The 16861-nt window shown below is 66.0% G+C and carries 16 protein-coding genes and 1 pseudogene; 12 read left to right on the top strand and 5 right to left on the bottom strand.

From position 1 onward, the window contains the following. Positions 1 to 29: 29 nt before the first annotated feature. On the top strand, positions 30 to 1616 hold the full coding sequence (locus tag WME83_RS32925; protein ID WP_437313669.1) for a hypothetical protein: 1587 nt from the start codon (positions 30 to 32) through the stop codon (positions 1614 to 1616). 3 nt (positions 1617 to 1619) lie between these two features. Here the strand turns inward: WME83_RS32925 and WME83_RS32920 are convergent. From WME83_RS32920 to WME83_RS32910, 3 genes and pseudogenes are all read right to left on the bottom strand, one after another. After that, a pseudogene (locus WME83_RS32920) lies at positions 1620 to 1838 on the bottom strand (LysR substrate-binding domain-containing protein); the annotation flags it as partial. A 705-nt stretch (positions 1839 to 2543) separates the two neighbouring features. Then, entirely contained in the window at positions 2544 to 3170 is a 627-nt protein-coding gene (locus WME83_RS32915; RefSeq protein ID WP_437322076.1) for a JAB domain-containing protein, read from the bottom strand. A gap of 5 nt (positions 3171 to 3175) precedes the next feature. Beyond that, positions 3176 to 3826: an RNA polymerase sigma factor gene (locus WME83_RS32910; RefSeq protein ID WP_437313668.1), complete on the bottom strand. Its 651-nt coding sequence runs from the start codon at positions 3824 to 3826 to the stop codon at positions 3176 to 3178. 162 nt (positions 3827 to 3988) lie between these two features. Here WME83_RS32910 and WME83_RS32905 point away from each other — a divergent pair, with 162 nt between their 5' ends. After that, the gene (locus WME83_RS32905) at positions 3989 to 4267 is read left to right on the top strand and encodes a helix-turn-helix domain-containing protein (protein WP_437313667.1); all 279 of its coding nucleotides are present in this window, start codon (positions 3989 to 3991) and stop codon (positions 4265 to 4267) included. Between the two features lie 365 nt (positions 4268 to 4632). On the opposite strand, the gene WME83_RS32900 is transcribed toward WME83_RS32905, so the two are convergent. Then, entirely contained in the window at positions 4633 to 5583 is a 951-nt protein-coding gene (locus WME83_RS32900; protein WP_437313666.1) for an integron integrase, read from the bottom strand. 524 nt (positions 5584 to 6107) lie between these two features. Here WME83_RS32900 and WME83_RS32895 point away from each other — a divergent pair. From WME83_RS32895 to WME83_RS32855, 9 genes are all read left to right on the top strand, one after another. Then, positions 6108 to 7124 (top strand): hypothetical protein, encoded by a 1017-nt coding sequence (locus WME83_RS32895; protein ID WP_437313665.1) that lies wholly within the window; start codon positions 6108 to 6110, stop codon positions 7122 to 7124. A 268-nt stretch (positions 7125 to 7392) separates the two neighbouring features. Continuing rightward, complete coding sequence (locus WME83_RS32890; protein WP_437313664.1) at positions 7393 to 8784, top strand: SIR2 family NAD-dependent protein deacylase; 1392 nt, start codon at positions 7393 to 7395, stop codon at positions 8782 to 8784. A gap of 217 nt (positions 8785 to 9001) precedes the next feature. Beyond that, positions 9002 to 10060 carry a hypothetical protein gene (locus tag WME83_RS32885; RefSeq protein ID WP_436616892.1) on the top strand — a complete coding sequence of 353 codons (1059 nt, stop codon included), beginning with the start codon at positions 9002 to 9004 and terminating at the stop codon, positions 10058 to 10060. A gap of 697 nt (positions 10061 to 10757) precedes the next feature. Further along, positions 10758 to 12365, top strand: coding sequence for an IS21 family transposase (gene istA / locus WME83_RS32880; protein ID WP_437313105.1), 1608 nt, complete (start codon positions 10758 to 10760; stop codon positions 12363 to 12365). Further along, positions 12352 to 13128, top strand: a complete 777-nt coding sequence (gene istB, locus WME83_RS32875) for an IS21-like element helper ATPase IstB (RefSeq protein ID WP_437313106.1) — start codon at positions 12352 to 12354, stop codon at positions 13126 to 13128. The genes istA and istB overlap by 14 nt, the downstream gene beginning before the upstream one ends. After that, positions 13125 to 13391: a hypothetical protein gene (locus tag WME83_RS32870; protein WP_437313663.1), complete on the top strand. Its 267-nt coding sequence runs from the start codon at positions 13125 to 13127 to the stop codon at positions 13389 to 13391. The genes istB and WME83_RS32870 overlap by 4 nt, the downstream gene beginning before the upstream one ends. Then, positions 13388 to 13765, top strand: coding sequence for a hypothetical protein (locus WME83_RS32865; RefSeq protein WP_437313662.1), 378 nt, complete (start codon positions 13388 to 13390; stop codon positions 13763 to 13765). The genes WME83_RS32870 and WME83_RS32865 overlap by 4 nt, the downstream gene beginning before the upstream one ends. A 240-nt stretch (positions 13766 to 14005) precedes the next feature. Continuing rightward, positions 14006 to 14824 (top strand): hypothetical protein, encoded by an 819-nt coding sequence (locus WME83_RS32860; RefSeq protein ID WP_437313661.1) that lies wholly within the window; start codon positions 14006 to 14008, stop codon positions 14822 to 14824. A 141-nt stretch (positions 14825 to 14965) separates the two neighbouring features. Further along, the gene (locus WME83_RS32855) at positions 14966 to 15562 is read left to right on the top strand and encodes a hypothetical protein (RefSeq protein WP_437313660.1); all 597 of its coding nucleotides are present in this window, start codon (positions 14966 to 14968) and stop codon (positions 15560 to 15562) included. A 150-nt stretch (positions 15563 to 15712) separates the two neighbouring features. Here WME83_RS32855 and WME83_RS32850 read toward each other — a convergent pair whose 3' ends face one another. After that, on the bottom strand, positions 15713 to 15925 hold the full coding sequence (locus tag WME83_RS32850; RefSeq protein WP_437313659.1) for a hypothetical protein: 213 nt from the start codon (positions 15923 to 15925) through the stop codon (positions 15713 to 15715). Here WME83_RS32850 and WME83_RS32845 point away from each other — a divergent pair. Continuing rightward, positions 15924 to 16679, top strand: coding sequence for a GIY-YIG nuclease family protein (locus WME83_RS32845; RefSeq protein ID WP_437313658.1), 756 nt, complete (start codon positions 15924 to 15926; stop codon positions 16677 to 16679). The genes WME83_RS32850 and WME83_RS32845 overlap by 2 nt on opposite strands. Positions 16680 to 16861: the final 182 nt, after the last annotated feature.

Here is a 16861-nt window from a genome sequence, read left to right as displayed (position 1 = left end):
CCGGTCCGCCCTACTCCACAGGAGTGTTCATGCACCTTCATTATGCCTCCAGGTTCCCGTTTGCCGCGGCGGTCATGTGCGCCGCGGCGTCCGCCTCTCTGGCCGCGTGCGGCGACGCGGGCGCGCCCGGCGAGGTCGCCGGCATCGACGCCGAGGAGCGCGCCGCGGAGCGCCGGCAGGCGCTGTCGGCCCCGCTGGATATCGAGCCGCTGCGATCGCTGATCCTCACGAAGGTCACCGACCCGCAAGCCATGACCCGGTTCCCGCTCCAGTTCGTCCTCAATCAGCTCATCATGAGGGCGGGGACCTTCGATGAACAGACAGCCCTCGATCTCTACCGGCGCTGGTGGGACTTCTTCAACCTCTCCGCTGGAGCTCAGTTCCCCGACGCCATCCATTGCGACGACCAGACCAACAGCGAAGGTTTTGCCGCGCTCAACGGCTACCCGATCTCGTGCGCCCGGTGGGAGGGCCGCCTCGCCACGAGCGATCCGTTCGACCAGGATTCGCCGGACTTCGTGGAGCCGATCGCGGTCGTGAACCGCTTCGATCTGGCGCCGCTGGACGGTTCGCACTGCGGCGAGTACCGGATCGTCTACGCCAAGAAGACGGCCGGCATCGCCGACCGCAACCTGTTCATCTTCGAGGCCCAGCTCCCGAACCCCCACCCCGAATGCGGCCTCGCCGCATGCCTCCCGGTGGCCGAGTTCTGGGCGCGCCTCTCGACCCTGGACGCGGCCGAGCGCGCCAACGAGCTCGAGACGTTCTTCACCGTCGGCCTGCTCGACGCCGGCTTCGGTCCGGTGCTCCACCCGGACAACTTCGCCGACGCGGTCCACGGCCCCGGAGGCCGCCGCGGCACGGGCCAGATCCGCACCAACCAGTTCATGGGCCCCCCCGGCGCCCCCGGGCAGGCCCAGCCCGGCCAGATCTGGCAGCTCCGTGAGTTCAAGATCGCGAAGACCTCCGACGGGCCGAACGGCGGGGCTCGGCTCACCTTCAAGCCGGTCACGGTGAAGGAGAACCCCTTCGGCGAGCTGTTCGGCACGAACTTCGACCAGAGCGACTTCCGCTACACGTGGTTCATGGACGACTTCCTCGAGTCGGTCGACAAGCTCACGACCCTCAGCGGCGACATCAACGACATCCAGCTCAAGAACTCGAGGGAGGCCCTCTACAACGCGGGCCAGAGCACCGTCGAGGACAGCAACGACTACCTGAATCAGCTGCTGCCGAACCTCGATCTGCGCGACCGGATCCAGGCCGAGCTCGTGCGCCTCGGGCGGGACAGCGTCTTCACGCCCGCGGACGTGGTTAACCGCGCCACCACCCAGTCGTGCGCCGGGTGCCACCAGCTGAGCGCCGGCGACTCGCTCGGCAACAACGTGACGTGGCCCGTGGAGGATACGGCGCTCCGGTTCGTCCATGTCCGGGAGGACGGGGAGCTCTCGACGGCGCTCACCGATTTCTTCCTCCCGCACCGCGAGGGCGTGCTCGAGGATTTCCTCGCGGCGCACGCGGACGGGAACACGTGCTCCACGCCGACGACCTCGGCCGCGCTCGCGGTGGAGAGCGACGAGGCGGTCCCCACGCTCGGCGGCGCGACGACGCACTGAACGCTACGCGCGTGTCAGCGCGACGACGAACTCCAGGAACGCGCGGACCTTGACCGACATGAGCTGCGCGGAGTGATGGTACGCGTAGAGGGGATACGTCTCCTCGGCCCACTCCGGGAGCACTTGAACCAGCCGTCCGTCGGCCAGGTGCTCGCGCACGTAGAGCTCGATCACCTGCGCGATCCCTTGGCCTGCGAGGCACGCCGCGAGGAGCGGAGCGGTCGGGTAGCCCCGGGTCGTCACCTTCCCGGGGCCCCCACGGATCCGGACGTGCAGATTTCCCGCATCCGGCTCTTCGAAACACGGCTTCGCTACACGATTCGGACGGCGGTCGGCTTCAGAAGCGGGTAGCGCTTCAGGAGCCGATTCATTGCCGCCCAGGAGAGACCACGCTGGGAGCGGCGATGCAGCCACCGCCACCACACCCGCGTGGCCCAATGCAGAAGAGTCCAGAGCCTCACCCGATTGCCAGGGCGGCCATAGTAGCCGTAGTGGCCTCGGAGCTTCAGGTTCAAGACGTGCTGCTGCCTCTCGAGTGGTTCATGGCGATGGGCCTTGCACCACTGCGAGATACCCTTCAATGCCCGTTGGAAGCGATCCGATGCCGTTCGCGTCTTCACTGCCCACTTGCCCGCAAGGCTCTTGCCCCAGTGGATGGTGAAGCCGAGGAAGTCGAAGGTGGCCGGCTTGTACGACCCCTCGTCAGCGTCGCGTCGACGCATCATCCGGTCCGGCCGCTCGAACGGCAGGAGGCGCCGTGACCCGACCGAGGTTGGGGAACCAACAGCCGGTGGCTCCGCGTGCTCCAGCGCGTTGTGCGGCTGCCGGAGGCGACGGAGATGCGGGCGGGGGCGGTGCGCTGGAGGCTTTCGGCCCGATGCGCAGGGGCGCAGCGCCCATCGGAGGGGCGCAGCGCCCCGCGATGGCTTACTCGTGGACGGCGGCGTAGCGGCCGCTGGGGGTGACGATGACGTGGGCCGTGAGCGGCACGTGCAGCTCCGAGCCGAGATGGCGCAGCTCCAGGGTCATGTCTTCGTCCTCGCGGGTCGGCGTTGGGTCGCCGCTCGGGTGGTTGTGGGCCAGCACGAAGCTGTGGGCCGCCATGTCCAGCGCCGTGCGCAGCACGGTCGCGCGGTCGATGTACAGCACGTCGGCGCCACCGCGGGCGAGCAGGCGCGTCTCGCGGACGCGGCCGTGGGTGTCGAGCGCCGCGATCCAGAGCTCCTCGTGGACCAGGGAGGCGAGCCTCGGGCCGAAGTACCGCGCCACGCGGGCGGCGTCGGTGAGGAGCGCGCCCCGGCGCGCGCGGGCGGCGTGGTAGCGGCGGCCGAGCTCGAAGGCGGCGGCGAGCCGGGTGGCGTCGAACAGCGCGATCTGGGTGCGCTCAGCCAGCGCCGCGGGCGAGAGGCGACCGAGCGCGGGGAGAGCGGCCGTGCCGAGCAGGCGCGGCCCGACGCCGGGCAGGCCGAGCACCATCTCGAGGAGGGCGGCCTCGGTCGCGGTCGGCAGCTCGGCCGCGGTCTCGGCGGGGGCGTCGACGGGGGCGGGGCTCATCGGGCTCATCGGGGCCACCTCCGAGCGCGGGTGAGGGCGCGGGCGAAGAGGCGGCGCGCGAGGCGCAGGCGGGTGGCGACCGTGGGGCGCGGGAGCGAGAGGGAGGCGGCGATCTCGAGCGAGGAAAGGCCGGTGGCGGCGAGCGCCAGGATCTCGCGCAGCTCGGGGCGGAGACGGTGGAAGGCGCGGAGCAGGCCGCGGGCGACGAGGCGGGCCTCGGGAGAGGGGGCGGCGAAGGCGGAGAGGCGGTCCGGGTCGACCGCGGGGAGCTCGTGGCGGCGGTGGGCCTTGGCGCGGTAGTGCGAGGCCTGCCGCGAGGCGATGCCGGCGAGCCAGCGGCGGAGGGCGTCGGCGGGAGCAAGCGCGGGGGAGGGGCGGAAGCGGCCGGCGCGCAGGCTGCGCCAGGCGCCGAGGAGGGTGTCCTGGGTGAGGTCGTCGAGATCGGCGGGGAGAACGCCGCGGGCGCGGAGGGTGCTGCGGATGAGCGGGCGCTGTTCGAGGAGCGCGGTGGGATCGAGATAGACGGCGGGGTGCGGTGGCTGCTGAGGGGGCTTGGGCGGGCGGGCGAGCCGGTTGAGAGCAGCGGGACGGGGGCGGCGACGGGAGGGCGGATCGATCTCTTGGCCCTGGTCAGGGCGTAGACGTACGGTTTCCATGTCGGACCTCGTGTCAGCGGGGTTCGGCCACGCCTCCGGACGGTGTCAGCCGTCGCGGGGGCACTTTGTGTTTTGTTCAGGGTACGTGCGAGGCGAGATCCGAGTCAAGGGAAGCCGTCGTTCACGACCATTTTTTAGCCTGCCCAGGTTCAGCCAGCGGCGATGGAACCCATCGAAACTGATACGGTTTTTCGGTACATCGCGGCGAACGTGCAGCGGCTTCGGGTCAGGCGAGGGCTGACCCAAGACGAGCTGGCGGCAGCGGCGGACGTGAGCCTTACCCTTCTGCATCGCCTCGAACGCGCCAAGACCAACGTCAGTGTCGCGGCTCTTGTAGCGATCGCCAACGCCCTCGGCGTGACGCCAGCAGCACTGTTTCGGCCGGCCGCGATGCCGGAGACGACGCGCGGGAGGCCCCGCAAGCGTCCCGCCGGCCTTTGACGGCCATCCCTCGCTGCCCGCAGCTCGCCGCCTGCGGCTATCGCCGGTGCTCCTCACCTTGACGCAGAGCTGGCGCGTGCTTTGCGCAGACGCTGCACAGCGCCGCGGCGAACTCTACAGACCGTCGCAACTTGAGGGTCCCAGCCGATGACTGGCCGGGCCATTGCAGGGCCACTTCTTCGCTTCGGAGGGGTAGGGCATCGAGGAACCGCTCGCGCCTTCGTCCGTTGGAGAGCCCGCTCGGTCCTGCGCTGGCCTCCTTGACAAGGTGGGCCAGCCGTCGGCTAGGCTAACTTTCCACGATGCATGGGGGCGGCACGAGGGGGTGGGGGCGGAGTTCAAGGCGCTCCACGCGGAAGTGGCGATCAACGGTCGAGAGGGCTGATCACGCCGAGAGGGCCGCGGTCGACGATGTGGGTGTAGATCATCGTGGTCCGCACATCCTTGTGGCCGAGCAATGTCTGGATCGTCCGGATGTCGGTGCCCGCCTCGAGCAGGTGGGTCGCGAAGCTGTGGCGGAGGGTATGGCATGTCGCGCGCTTGGTGAGCCCCGACGCCCGTCCGGCATTGTTCACGGCCCTTTGCACCGCCGATTCGTGCAGGTGGTAGAGGACCTGTCGACCCGTCGCTGGATCGGTGCAAGGGCGAGAGGCGGGGAAGAGGTACTGCCAGGGGAGGCTCGTGGCTGCTCCTGGCATCTTCGCTCGCAGAGCGTGGGGCAGGTCGACCTCGCCGCGGCCAGCCGCGAGTTCCTTCTTGTGCCGTTGCGCCACGGCGTCGAGCTGGGCCTGCAGCTCGCCGCGCGCCCGAGCGGGGAGCAAGGCCGGCCGGTCGTGCTGTCCTTTCCCGCGGCGCACCATGATTTGCCGTCGATCGAGGTCGACGTCTTTGACGCGAATCGAAAGCGCTTCGAGGAGGCGGAGGCCGCTTCCGTAGAGGAGCTCGCCGATGAGCCGAAAAGGTGGGATCAGGTGCTCGAGCAAGGTGAGAGCGTCCTGTCGCGAGAGGACCGTGGGGAGGTGCTCCGGCCGGCGGGCACGCTCGAGCGCTTCGAGCCGGGGTATCTGCAGGTCGAGGACCCGTTTGTAAAGGAAGAGGAGCGCGCACAGCGCTTGGTTCTGCGTGGACGCCGCGCTGCGGCGCGCGACCGCAAGATCGTTGAGGAAGGCCGTGACCTCTTCCGCGCCCATCTGCCGTGGGTGCTTGCCGTGATGAAAGCGAATAAATGCCCGAATCCAGTAAACATACGCCTCTTCGGTACGCGGCGAGCAATGCAGGCGCCGGATGGTGGCGCGCACGGCTTCGATGAGGGTCATGGGGGTGCTTCCCAGTGGTTAGGGCCGGTTCGTCGGACCCGCATTGACCCTTATCGGCGCAGGACGGGCGCGAGTTGCGGCGGCCAGCGGATATTTGGGCCGCACATCAGTCGCTCGAGGCAATCAATTACAGGCACGCATTTTGCTTCTCGGCGCACCGTCGCCGTCCGAAGCCCCTCAACGGCGATACGTAGTTGTGCAGCGGCGGCCTATCTCCGGAGATGCGCAGATAGCCTGCGGAAGATCGCGACCTATCCGCGGGGATATCTAGATATGCTGCGGGGTGCCGCGACTCATCCGCGAGAACACGGTGATCGGGCACCGCGGTTCGCAGCCTACATGCAAAACCGCGAAGATATGTCGCGCGGCACAGATGATTGCGACGTTGGACCGACCGATGTCCTCCATGCGCAAGTGCTACGTGACACCACGAGCAGCAACCCGGGGACGCGCAGCAAAAGCGTCGCCCACGATCCAGTTGACCGCCCGCGCATGTCGGGATCTACTCCAGGACCGAGCTAACGATGACGCTGCGTGCCATGTTCAATCTACCGCCACCAACGGATGCGGAGGAGTTCGATGCGAAGGTTGAGGATGTTCTTCGCATCCGCCACGGAAACGTTCACCTGATTCGGTATGGACGGCGCGGTCAGAGACAGAGCGGAATTGACGGCTTCGACCCCGTCGCTCCGCCGGGAGACGACATCGTCTGGCAGTCGACAATTCGCAACTCGAAGGTGTGGTCTAAGCTGCTCGTTGATCTCAAATCGATGGACGCGTCCGAGCGACGTCCAAGACTGCTGGTGTATGCCGTGGGGTGCGAGCGCGACACGCGCATCCAGGATGACGTAGCAGCATTGTCCGCACAGCGCAAAAAGGTTGGCCTGTGCGCGGTCGAGGTACTCTTTTGGAACGAGATCAGGCAAGCGATTTTGGACCACGCTCGCCTGGGACCAAAGTGGTACCCCGAACTATTCCCTTCCGGCAGACGGCCTTCCGTGGTTAGGACCCGATTCGTTGCGGGCCAAGCTGACGGTGTCCCGGCGGACGGGCATTCAGCACATCGTCGTGTCTGGCAGATGTTGCACCTCGCGCGGATCTCCGATGTGCTCTCAGGCGCAGAATATATGGAGCTGGAGGGCGCTCTCGCCGTAGTCTGTTCCGGAAGCAATGACTTCAGGTACTGGTCCAACGGCAAGGTGGCGTCAATTGGCAATAATTGGTACTATCCCAATGGCAAGCACGCCTGCATCGGTGATGGCTGGTACTATCCCAATGGCAAGCACGCCTGCATCGGTGATGGCTGGTACTATCCCAATGGCAAGCACTCCTGCATCGGTGATAACTGGTACCATCCGAACGGAAAGCCCGCGGGCAAAGAAGCCTCCGTCTTGGCGGTCGCGCTTGGCATGATCGAAAACGATGAGCGGCAGTTGATCGTTGCGGGTCTCCGTGAACTGGAAGGGCAGCGCCGTCGTCTTGCAGTCGTGGACCTCGCGTGGGCAGGCTACCTGTTTCAGGTTCGGGGAGAGAATCAATGAGTGCGCGTAATTCGACGTGATCGACGCGTTATCTTTAGGCAAGGAGCACAGCCGACGTGATCAGTTGACCGTGCGGTCCAACTCAGCGCTGCACGCCGACGGTGCGCCCAGCCTCCCTCGGGTCGGCAGGGCGCCCTGCGGGTGAGCGCCGCTCGATAGACCGAAATGACAGACGCTGGCGAAGAGGCATCCGGCATCCCCAGCGCCCCCCTGAGCGGCGAATCGATGCGATGATCGCGATGACAATTGCAGAGTAGGTGCTCATCCCATGATAACGACCAATTCCGCAGAAGAGCCGGCGCTGGAAGAACTTCGGAACAGCTACGCCCAAGGCGAGATCGTCCTTTTTGTCGGCGCTGGCGTCTCGGTGGCTGCAGGACTACCTTCTTGGACGGCACTCGTGCGGACACTCGTAGATCGCGCGTGCCAGTGTGGCATGTCGCCAATCGAGCTGCAGGAAATTGAAGACTTCATGGCCAAGCGCAAGTTTATCGACGCGCTTTCGGCCGTCCGCGAATCGCTCGGGCCACAAGAGTTCGGGGTGGCCGTTGAGCGGTGTCTCGACGATCGTGACCTTCCTATTCCCGATGTAATCACGGCGATTGCGCTACTGGCGCCAAGGCTCCGAGCGGTTCTAACCACGAATCTCGATCGTCTGCTCGAACGCGGTCTCGGTGCCGATTGGGAGGCGACCGCTCGTCCGACTGCTGATATCGCGCAGCGCAGGAAGCTTATTTTGAAGCTTCACGGTACTCTGACAGATCATTCTACCTGGGTACTTACACGGGAAGCCTACGATCATGTCATGTATGCGGACCACAAGTTCCAGGGGGTGTTCTCCTCCCTCTTCTTCTCACGCACTCTTCTATTTATTGGGTATGGTCTTGCTGACGATGATTTTGATCAGTTGCTGGGTCGTGTGCGCGCCTTGTCCGGCCAACAGGCTCCTAGGCACTTTGCTCTCGTAGCCTCCGAAGAGATCACTCCGTATCGTCGGAGGCATCTTCAAGCGTCCGGAATTCAAATCATATCATACCCAAATCCAGATGGAAGGCACTCGGCCCTTGCCTCTATTCTGCGTAGCGTCGCGAGCGCGGGCGCGCCTTCGGAGACGAAACAGCAGAACCCCCGCGTGCTGGATCTCCTCATTAGGGTACAGGCTCGTACCGAACCGCTCTCGATCCTCCTCGCGGAAGCACTGTCGATTGCGACCGGTCTTGGCGACCACGAGTTGCAGAGCTTTTGCAAAGTTGAACTCGGTGGATATGTTTCAACCACAATAGCGCATAAGCGAACAGACTCCCACTTCCCGATACATCGTAACGTCGACGGCTACCTTTCACTTTCCGAAATTGAACCGGACTACATCGGCTGGAACGGCGATTTGTCTAGGGCTCTCGACTACATGGCGAACAAGTCGGATGAATTCATCAAGATCACCATGTTTTTTCCTGTCCCGATGCTAGAACTCGAGCGCAAAGCCAACGAGAGCCATAGGCGCAAGTTACTAAGGGCGAGTGGTCCAGCCTCAGACTTTTCGCCCGGCATGCCGCCTGAAACTAGAGCGCATTTCTACGCTCCTGGCGATGCGCTGTTTGACGTGACGGAGAAGGTGCGCGCGTTGTTGACACGACGGTTGATTGCGATTCTCGGGAGGTAGCGTCGTCCGGCGAAATCGGTCTAACTTTCGCATGGATCTGACAGCCAGGTGCGCGGCGCGCACCTGGCTGCAGCTCATGCGAATGTTCGGCGCCGGAGAGCGTAGCCGACGGTTGTTGTCGCCCGACGTCCGATGCGGGGCGGGAACGCCGCGGGGCAAAGTACGTCGTGGCCGATGTCACCGCGCAGCGCCACGAGGTCGCCGGCCGGCGACGGTCGTGGTAGCGCTGCTCCTGATGGCGAAGGGCAACCGCATGGCGACGACGCGCGAGGTTCGCTCCTCGCAGCGACAGCGGCGTGTTCGCGTCTACACCGCCTGGCACCCGGTGCTCGTCGCGCTCCTGGAGCACGTGCTCCCCGAGGGCTGGTACCAGTGCATCTCGGAGTTCCAGCTCGCCCGCGAGCCGCTCCGCGTCGACATCGTCATCCTCCGTCGCAGCCGTCGCGGAGCCCCACCCAGGCCGCGCCTGCTCACGAGCGTGGTGGGCGAGCTGGCCGAGCACACGCTGGTGCACTTCAAGGGGCCGACCGACGAGCTCGAGCGCGACGACGCGCGCATGCTCCTCGCGTACGCGCTCCAGTACCTCGTGGTTGCCGAGATCGACGATCCCGGCGCGGTCGCCCTCCGCGTGCTCGCGCCCCGCCTGACCCCGCGCTTCACCGAGGCGCTGAGGTCGCTGGGCTGCACGCTCACACCGACCGGGCCGGGCACGCAGGAGGGGCGGCTCGGGGTCTTCCCGCTGCGGGTGGTGGAGACGGTGGCCGCCAACGCTCGCGAGGGCGAGCATCTGCTGTACACTGTGACCCCTGGGATGGTCGCCGACCCCGGCGGCATCCCGGCGCTCTCCCCGGCGGAGGTCGCGGTGTTCTGGGCGCTCCTGGAGCATGTCGAGCAGGTTCGACACCCCCTCCCGGGGCAGAGGAAGCGGCACATGAAGGACGAAAAGCGGGTCGTCGAGAGCTTCGAGCAGGCGCTGGCACGCCTCGTTGCGCGGCTGCCGCCCGAGCAGCGCCTCGCGGGGCTCGCGCCCGAGCAGGTGCTGCAGGCGTACGCGCCCGAGCAGCGCCTCGCGGGGCTCGCGCCCGAGCAGCGCCTCGCAGGGCTCACCGAGGCGCAGGCGGTGCTCGCGTTGCCGGACGCGATGCTTCGTGCGTTGTCGGAGGAGTACCTCGCGACGCTGCCCCGCCAAACGCAGGCTGCGATTCAGAAGCGCCTCGGGGCGGCATCGGGGCGGCAGCCCGCGCGCCGACGAAGGACGCGCGGCCCTTCAAAATGACGACGGGAGAACGCAAGCTGCGGTGGCGGTCGCGTGATTCGTTCTTCCTGACCGGGCGCCGAACATGCCAATGCGGCTGACGGTTCGGGCAACCGCGCTTCGCGCGGCAGCCCGCCCCGCAGCAGATTGGCAAGGCGTTCGGCGGGCCGGTCTCGTGCCAAGGGGCCAGAGATGCGCCAGTGCGTGGCGCGGCTCGCGATGAGCAGGGCGACGGAGCGAGCGCCTGCGTAGCCACGGCGGACGAGCGCGGTCGACGGTGCGTCGACAACCACGACAGCCCCGAGGAGCCGGGGGGTGTCAGGGACCGGCCTATTGGATCGCGACCGGGATGGCGAAACGGATCGGCCTCGGGCCGGCCAAGTGGATCGGTGTCGGGTCGGCCAAGCGGATCGCGATAGGTAGGCGCCTGACCGCAGGGAGGGCCCTCGGAGGGAGAGAAATTGGGTCGAGTTTCCGGAATGCGTCACACGCACTGTCGGAGACGGCGATCGTAGGAGCGGGATCGGCGAAGTGGATCGTAGCCGGGTCGGCCAAGCGGATCGCGACCGGGTCGGCCAAGCGGATCGCGACCGGGTCGGCCAAGTGGATCACGGCTGAGACGGCGGAAGTGCCGGTTCTCGGGCGTCAGACAGCGATGAGGCATGTACACCCGAGCCTGATAGGGCCGGGCATGGCTCCCGGCTTCGAGGAGGCCGGGATGAGCGCGAGGAGGACGGAGATGCACAGGCTGCAGGAGCTCGTGCGCCTGCACCGCAGGGGCGAGGACTGCCGGGAAGTAGCGCGGCTGCTGGGGATGGGGCCCAACACCGAGAGGCGGTATCGCACGGCGCTGTCGCAGGCTGGCCTGCTCGAAGGCAGCGCGGAGGAGATCCCCGCGCTCGAGGAGCTGAAGGAAGCGGTAAAGAAGCACGTGCCGCCGAAGGTGGCGCCGCAGCAGCAGTCGAGCGTGGAGCGGTGGCGAGCGTACATCGCGGCGCGCGTCGAGGAAGGGCTCAAGCCGGCAGCGATCTACGACCGGCTGCGGCTCGAAGAGCGCGACTTCAGCGGCAGCCGCTCCGCGGTCAAGCGCATGGTCGCGACGCTCCAGAGGGAGCAAGGGATCAGGCCCCAGGACATCGCCATCGTTGTGGAGACCGATCCCGGGCACGTCGCGCAGGTCGACTTCGGGTACGCGGGGCGGCTGTGGGACCCTGAGACCAAGAGCCTGCGCAGGGCGTGGGTGTTCGTGATGGTGCTCGGCTACAGCCGGCATCTGTTCGCGCAGATCGTGTTCGACCAGAAGACCGAGACATGGCTGCGGCTGCACGAGGAAGCGTTCCGCGCCTTCGGCGGGGTGCCGTCGACGATGGTACCGGATAACCTCAAGGCGGCGGTGGTGCGGGCCGCGTTCGGCGTGGACGAGGACTCGGGGTTGAGCCGCAGCTACCGCGAGCTCGCGAGGCACTACGGCTTCACCGTGGACCCGACGCCGCCGCGAGCGCCGCAGAAGAAGGGCAAGGTCGAGGCGAGTGTGAAGTACGTCAAGCGCAACGCCCTGGCGGGTCGCGAGGGGCAGGACGTGGGCGAGGTACGCGCGGCGCTCGGTCGATGGATCGTCGAGATCGCGGGCACACGGCAGCACGGCACCACGAAGCGAAGGCCGCTCGAGGTGTTCGAGGCCGAGGAGAAGAGCCGGCTTCAGCCGCTGCCGCTGCGCCCGTACGAGCTGGTGACCTGGAAGCGGGCGCGGGTGCATCGCGACTGCCACGTCGAGCTCGGAGGAAGGCTGTACTCGGTGCCCTGGCGGCTGGTGGAACGCGAGGTGTGGCTGCGCGCGACGCCGTCGAGCGTGGTGGTGTATGCCGACGACGAGGCCGTGGCACGGCACGATCGGCGCGGCGCCGGCCTGCGCAGCACGCTCGATCGGCACCTGCCCGAGGAGCGCGCGGCGCTGCGGCACCGGAGCCGCGCCTACTGGGAGCAGCGCGCCGACCAGATGGGCCAGGACGTGGGCAGGTTCGTCCGCGAGGTGTTCGACGCCGACGACGTGCTCTCGCAGCTGCGCAAGGTGCAGGCGATCGTCACGCACCTGGAGAAGTTCCCCAAGGAGCGCGCGCAGGCCGCGTGTCGCCGAGCGAGCCATTACGGCAACCTCAGCTACCAGGGTGTTCGCGACATCCTCCGGCGCGGTCTCGACTTCGAGCCGAGCCCGCAGAGCGCTGCGCCGGCGGCGTGGGCGGAGGCGCCTCCGCGGTTCGCGCGCGACCTCCGGCTGCTCGCGGCCTCGCGGCTGTCGTCGACAGGAGGGGACCATGGGCCTCACTGACGAGCTCGTGCCGGTGCTCAAGAAGCTGCGGCTGTCGGGCGTACTGCAGTCGCTGGAGGTACGCGTGCGGCAAGCCGTCGACGAGCAGCTCTCGCACGAGGAGTTCCTCGTGCGGCTGCTGTGCGACGAGGTCGATCGCCGTGACGGGCGGCAGTTCGATCAGCGCATCCGCCGAGCGGGCTTCGACAGCCTCAAGACGCTGGAGGACTTCGACTTCCAGTTCAATCCGAGGGTGCCGAAGGCGAAGGTGATCGACCTGGCGACCTGCTCCTTCGTCGAACGCCGGCAGAACGTGCTGCTGGTCGGCCAGGCGGGGGTCGGCAAGTCGCACATCGCTCAGGCGCTCGGTCACCGCGCCTGTCGCGCGGGCTACCAGGTGCTGTACGCGGGCGCCGGCGACATGCTCAAGCAGCTGCGCGCCGGCCGCGCCGACGGCAGCCACGACCGCCGGCTAGCGCGACTCGTGGGGGTCGACCTGCTCATCGTCGACGACCTCGGTCTCCGCTCGCTGACGGTCGAAGAGGCGGCCGATGTCTACGAGGTCATCCGGCTGCGTTACCAGCGCGGGGCGATGATCCTGACGTCCAATCGCGCCGTGGAGGAGTTCGGTGGACTGTTCGGCGACCCGCTGCTCGCCAGCGCTGCCATGGACCGGCTGCTCCACGACGCCCACGTCCTCGTCCTCGAGGGCGATTCGTACCGCAACCCTCCCCCGGGCCGGCGACGCCGGGCGGCGGAGGCATCGAAGGAGAGCAAGACATGAGCACGTCGAGCGGGTGGCAGGATCCGCTTGGCCGACCCCAAGCGTCGATCGCCCGGGTCCTGATCGCGGTGCTGGCGGCGCTCGCGATCACAGGATCCGCTTGGCCGACCCAGGCGCGATCCATGAGGCCGAGCTATGACACGGGGGGCAAGCCCAGCCGCGGTTCGTTCAACGGCATCCTATCCCTCTCGGCGGCCACGCCGGTGCCGCTGGCGCGAGGCCCGGCGCTACGGTACGCTTCGCCGCCGACGAAGTTCTCATGAAGAAGCAGAAGACGTGGACTGAGACTCAGGGGCCCATTCCTGGCAACGGGAGACAGCAAAAAACCGTCTCGACACGGCCTGACGATCCTGGGCTCGTCAGTCGCACGCAAATGAAGGAACTGGTAGGCGTCTCGAACCCGAAGGTCATCACCAAGGCACTCGAGTGCTTGTCTATTGCCCCGACAAGTGTGGGCTCCTGGACCCGCGATACGTACAACAACGGTGGCAGTGGCAATCGCGGCGCTGATGTGCCTTGTTACTCCGTCTCTGCGGTGCAGACTGTACGCGAAGAGCTCAAACTTCGCGCGAAGCCGACCGGCGACGGGCGGTTCTTGTACGAGGGTGTCACGTTTCGTTGGGAAGGGGCGGATTGATGACTCCCGTGCCGCCCAAGATATATGTGGAGATCAGTGTCATCAGTTACCTCACGGCCTGGCCCAGCCTATTTCTCTTTAAGGCTGCCCACCAGCAGATCACGCGGGAATGGTGGCCGCCCAACAAGGGCTTGATGACCGACGCGCCCACGCGCGGCAGAAGCCCAAGCCATTGGGCAGCAAACAGCCGCGAGCGTGTCCACGTGAGGTACCGAACGAACCTGACCGGAGGGTGCGCTGATGGACGATAAGTCACTGCGTGCGATACAAAACTTCGTACAGGCGTTCGGAGCGGATTCGCGCCCAGTCACGTTCTTTCGAACTCTCGCCGAGATAGGCTCCAGAGCGATCGAGTCAGCCGAGTTGCGCAATCTGCTGAGTGAGGCGCTCATCGCGTTTCAGGCTGCCGAGGCGGCTGTTGCGCGGTTTGAGAAGAAGGGCGCCGAGATGGCCGAGGCAGCGCATGCAAGGGGATTGATCGTTCCTTCCTCCCAGATGAACTTGCACGATCTCACAAGACTTACGGATGTGTACGAGACGCAGGGGGCTACCGCTGTTGTTAGCGCCATCGAGACGGAGTACGAAAGGATTTTTGGCGCCCCTGAATTCTTAGGTTCGCTTCGCGAATCTTGGATGGCCTCCAATCTTCTGGCTCCACGCTGGCCGATACTCAATGACGCGCTGAAAGCCCACACGTACGGGCTCTTCGGGGCCTCAGTTCCAGCGCTCATCGCCCAGGCCGAGGGCATTATCGTGGATCTCCGCCAATACACGGGCAAGGTCAACGGGCCTACGCTTCAGACCCTCTTGAAGGAAACGGTCGACGGCGATCCGTTCACCGGCCCGCTCGTCACAAGCTTCTTCAGGAATGTACTGCACGCAGCGTTTCAACACGGCGCGGCCGCGGGGCTATTTAGCCGACATGCCATTCTCCACGGAGGGGACCTGCAGTATCCTAGCGAGAGGAACTCGCGGACGTCTATCTTGCTCATTGATGTCCTGCTTGGATATGAAGCAGACACACTGACGAGCCCCACGTCAGGATCCGCAACGACGTAGTGGTATTATGAATGAGCCACTCCACGCCTGCAGGGATGCCCAACTCGCCGCTGGTGCCGGGCCTCGCTTCGCTCGGCACCAGCGGCGCAGCACAGCGTCAGTCGTTGGGCAGACCAGCCGTCGCCACACACCAGGGGGATCATGCCTATCATCCATGACTTCACGACATCGATAAGCCAACTCACGTGGGTCGCCGGCAAACGCGCGTACCATGCTCACGCGCGGAACAGTCTGATCGGGAAGAACGGAACGAGCGCCGACGCACTGACACGAGGGCTGTACCTCTACCTGTACAGCAACCACGGACAGCGACATCCCATTCGGAACAAGAACGGCCAGGGCGTGATCATTTGCCCAGAAGACCAGCACTGTCTTAAGAGCGGCAAGTTTCAATACGGTCTTCATGAACACATCAGAAAGAACGTCCACGGGCACCTCTGGCGTCCCGACGCGACGCCCCCCGAAGATCACATTGCACCAACCGCGATGTGCTGGTTCCTGGCTTTTGAGACGGACCCCATCGCGAAGGCACCGGACACCGCGACGCAAGGGACTCGCGAGAAGTACTACAATTCTCGCATTCGCGACTGGCTGCACGGTCTCAACTTGCACACGCCGGGCCAGCCCGGAATGCTGGAGCATCGCTGGATTCCGTCGAACAACGGCGCTCCGCCGATCACCGCGGCTCAGGGCAAGCAGTTCTTGTCGACGCTACTCGCATCCCATCCGAGCTGGTGATCCTTCCCTATCTAACAGGAAAGCTGCCCAACAATGGCTTGCTGCTGACGGGCTGGGGGGCCGCCCCCCAGCCCGCAGCAGAAGCCCAAGCCGTTGGGCGGACAGGGGCACACGACCGAGATGCTAACTGAACTGCAAGCCGAATCGCTCCTATACAAGCTCTGCGTCGACCTGGGCTTCTGCCTCCGTCCCGAGGCTCAGGGGCGACTCATCAACGATCCTCCCGCCGACGTCGGCGGTTTCGTGGACGCGGTATTTGTCGCGGAGGGGTTGGATCCGCAGACCGCCGACCGTCACCTCTACAGGCGGGTGCGAGTCATGGTCGCGGACGCGTTTCGAGAGAGCGACGAGGAGCGCGAGCATGGGGACGCTGATGGCACGTGAGGTCTACGAGAAGTGGGGCTTTGGAATGGCGCCTCCGAAGCCAGCGACACAGGCAGCGCGACTTCGCGAAGCACAGTCTGTGCTTGCCGAGCTCGAGGCAGATTCATCAAACAACGTCGATCCCTCGTTCCTTGAGGACCTCAGTGGAACGAAGGGCCTGTTCAATCGCGTGCGCCGACAGGATCAATGGGACTGGTTCACGGTTGCCGGGCAGCTGGGCTATCCCTCCACGGGCCTCGCTGGTGTGATCGCTGATGAGTTCGGCCGCCTGAGGCGTGCACTTCGGGACGGGGAGCACACTGAGGCGACCGAGGCGCACGCAGGCCTGCGCCGATTGCCTACGCGCCGCTGCCTCGCCGTGTTCCTCGGACGACTTCAGCTCGCCGACGAGCCTGGCGCAGGCTGGGTCTACATTCTTTCCACACGAGAATCGCCCAACCTGCTCAAGATCGGGATGACGGCGCGTTCCGTTGAGCAGCGCGTCAAAGAAATCAATGCCGCAACCGGAATCGCGATCCCCTTCGGGGTACGGCATTGCTGGCGAGTCTCCGATCCCGCCGCGGCTGAAAGACTTGTGCACGGCTGCCTCGTGCAACACCGACTCCGAGCAGACCGAGAGTTCTTCAGGATCGACTACTTCGAAGCGAGAGGCAAGATCCACAACGAATTGAGCGCTGCCGGGCTGGAACTCCGCACCCTCAACCACCTGGCAGCACTGCACGATGTCCGCTGAACCGCGCACAGTGAGTCTCGCCGCCACCCAACAAGGCGCTGCACACCGACGGTGCACCTGTGCCGCGCTCCGCGTGGCACGGCGCCCCGCGGGTGAGCGCCCAATCGTTCGATGGATCTACCCCATGGCGGCGGACAGCGCTGGGCCCTTGTGGCGCAGAGCCTATCCGCTAGACTTACCTG

This window comes from Sorangium sp. So ce385 (genome assembly GCF_051474135.1).
GTDB classification, from domain to species: Bacteria; Myxococcota_A; Polyangia; order Polyangiales; family Polyangiaceae; genus Sorangium; species Sorangium cellulosum_D.
The sequence above is the reverse complement of the archived record's forward strand: the minus strand, read 5'-3'. Positions and strand labels throughout refer to the sequence as shown.

Bases quoted from the DNA above. Each gene is read 5' to 3' on its own strand.
- WME83_RS32925 (WP_437313669.1), top strand. From the start codon at position 30: ATGCACCTTCATTATGCCTCCAGGTTCCCGTTTGCCGCGGCGGTCATG.
- WME83_RS32915 (WP_437322076.1), bottom strand. From the start codon at position 3,170: ATGAGCCCCGCCCCCGTCGACGCCCCCGCCGAGACCGCGGCCGAGCTG.
- WME83_RS32910 (WP_437313668.1), bottom strand. From the start codon at position 3,826: ATGGAAACCGTACGTCTACGCCCTGACCAGGGCCAAGAGATCGATCCG.
- WME83_RS32905 (WP_437313667.1), top strand. From the start codon at position 3,989: ATGGAACCCATCGAAACTGATACGGTTTTTCGGTACATCGCGGCGAAC.
- WME83_RS32900 (WP_437313666.1), bottom strand. From the start codon at position 5,583: ATGACCCTCATCGAAGCCGTGCGCGCCACCATCCGGCGCCTGCATTGC.
- WME83_RS32895 (WP_437313665.1), top strand. From the start codon at position 6,108: ATGACGCTGCGTGCCATGTTCAATCTACCGCCACCAACGGATGCGGAG.
- WME83_RS32890 (WP_437313664.1), top strand. From the start codon at position 7,393: ATGATAACGACCAATTCCGCAGAAGAGCCGGCGCTGGAAGAACTTCGG.
- istA (WP_437313105.1), top strand. From the start codon at position 10,758: ATGAGCGCGAGGAGGACGGAGATGCACAGGCTGCAGGAGCTCGTGCGC.
- istB (WP_437313106.1), top strand. From the start codon at position 12,352: ATGGGCCTCACTGACGAGCTCGTGCCGGTGCTCAAGAAGCTGCGGCTG.
- WME83_RS32870 (WP_437313663.1), top strand. From the start codon at position 13,125: ATGAGCACGTCGAGCGGGTGGCAGGATCCGCTTGGCCGACCCCAAGCG.
- WME83_RS32865 (WP_437313662.1), top strand. From the start codon at position 13,388: ATGAAGAAGCAGAAGACGTGGACTGAGACTCAGGGGCCCATTCCTGGC.
- WME83_RS32860 (WP_437313661.1), top strand. From the start codon at position 14,006: ATGGACGATAAGTCACTGCGTGCGATACAAAACTTCGTACAGGCGTTC.
- WME83_RS32855 (WP_437313660.1), top strand. From the start codon at position 14,966: ATGCCTATCATCCATGACTTCACGACATCGATAAGCCAACTCACGTGG.
- WME83_RS32845 (WP_437313658.1), top strand. From the start codon at position 15,924: ATGGGGACGCTGATGGCACGTGAGGTCTACGAGAAGTGGGGCTTTGGA.
- WME83_RS32850 (WP_437313659.1), bottom strand. From the start codon at position 15,925: ATGCTCGCGCTCCTCGTCGCTCTCTCGAAACGCGTCCGCGACCATGAC.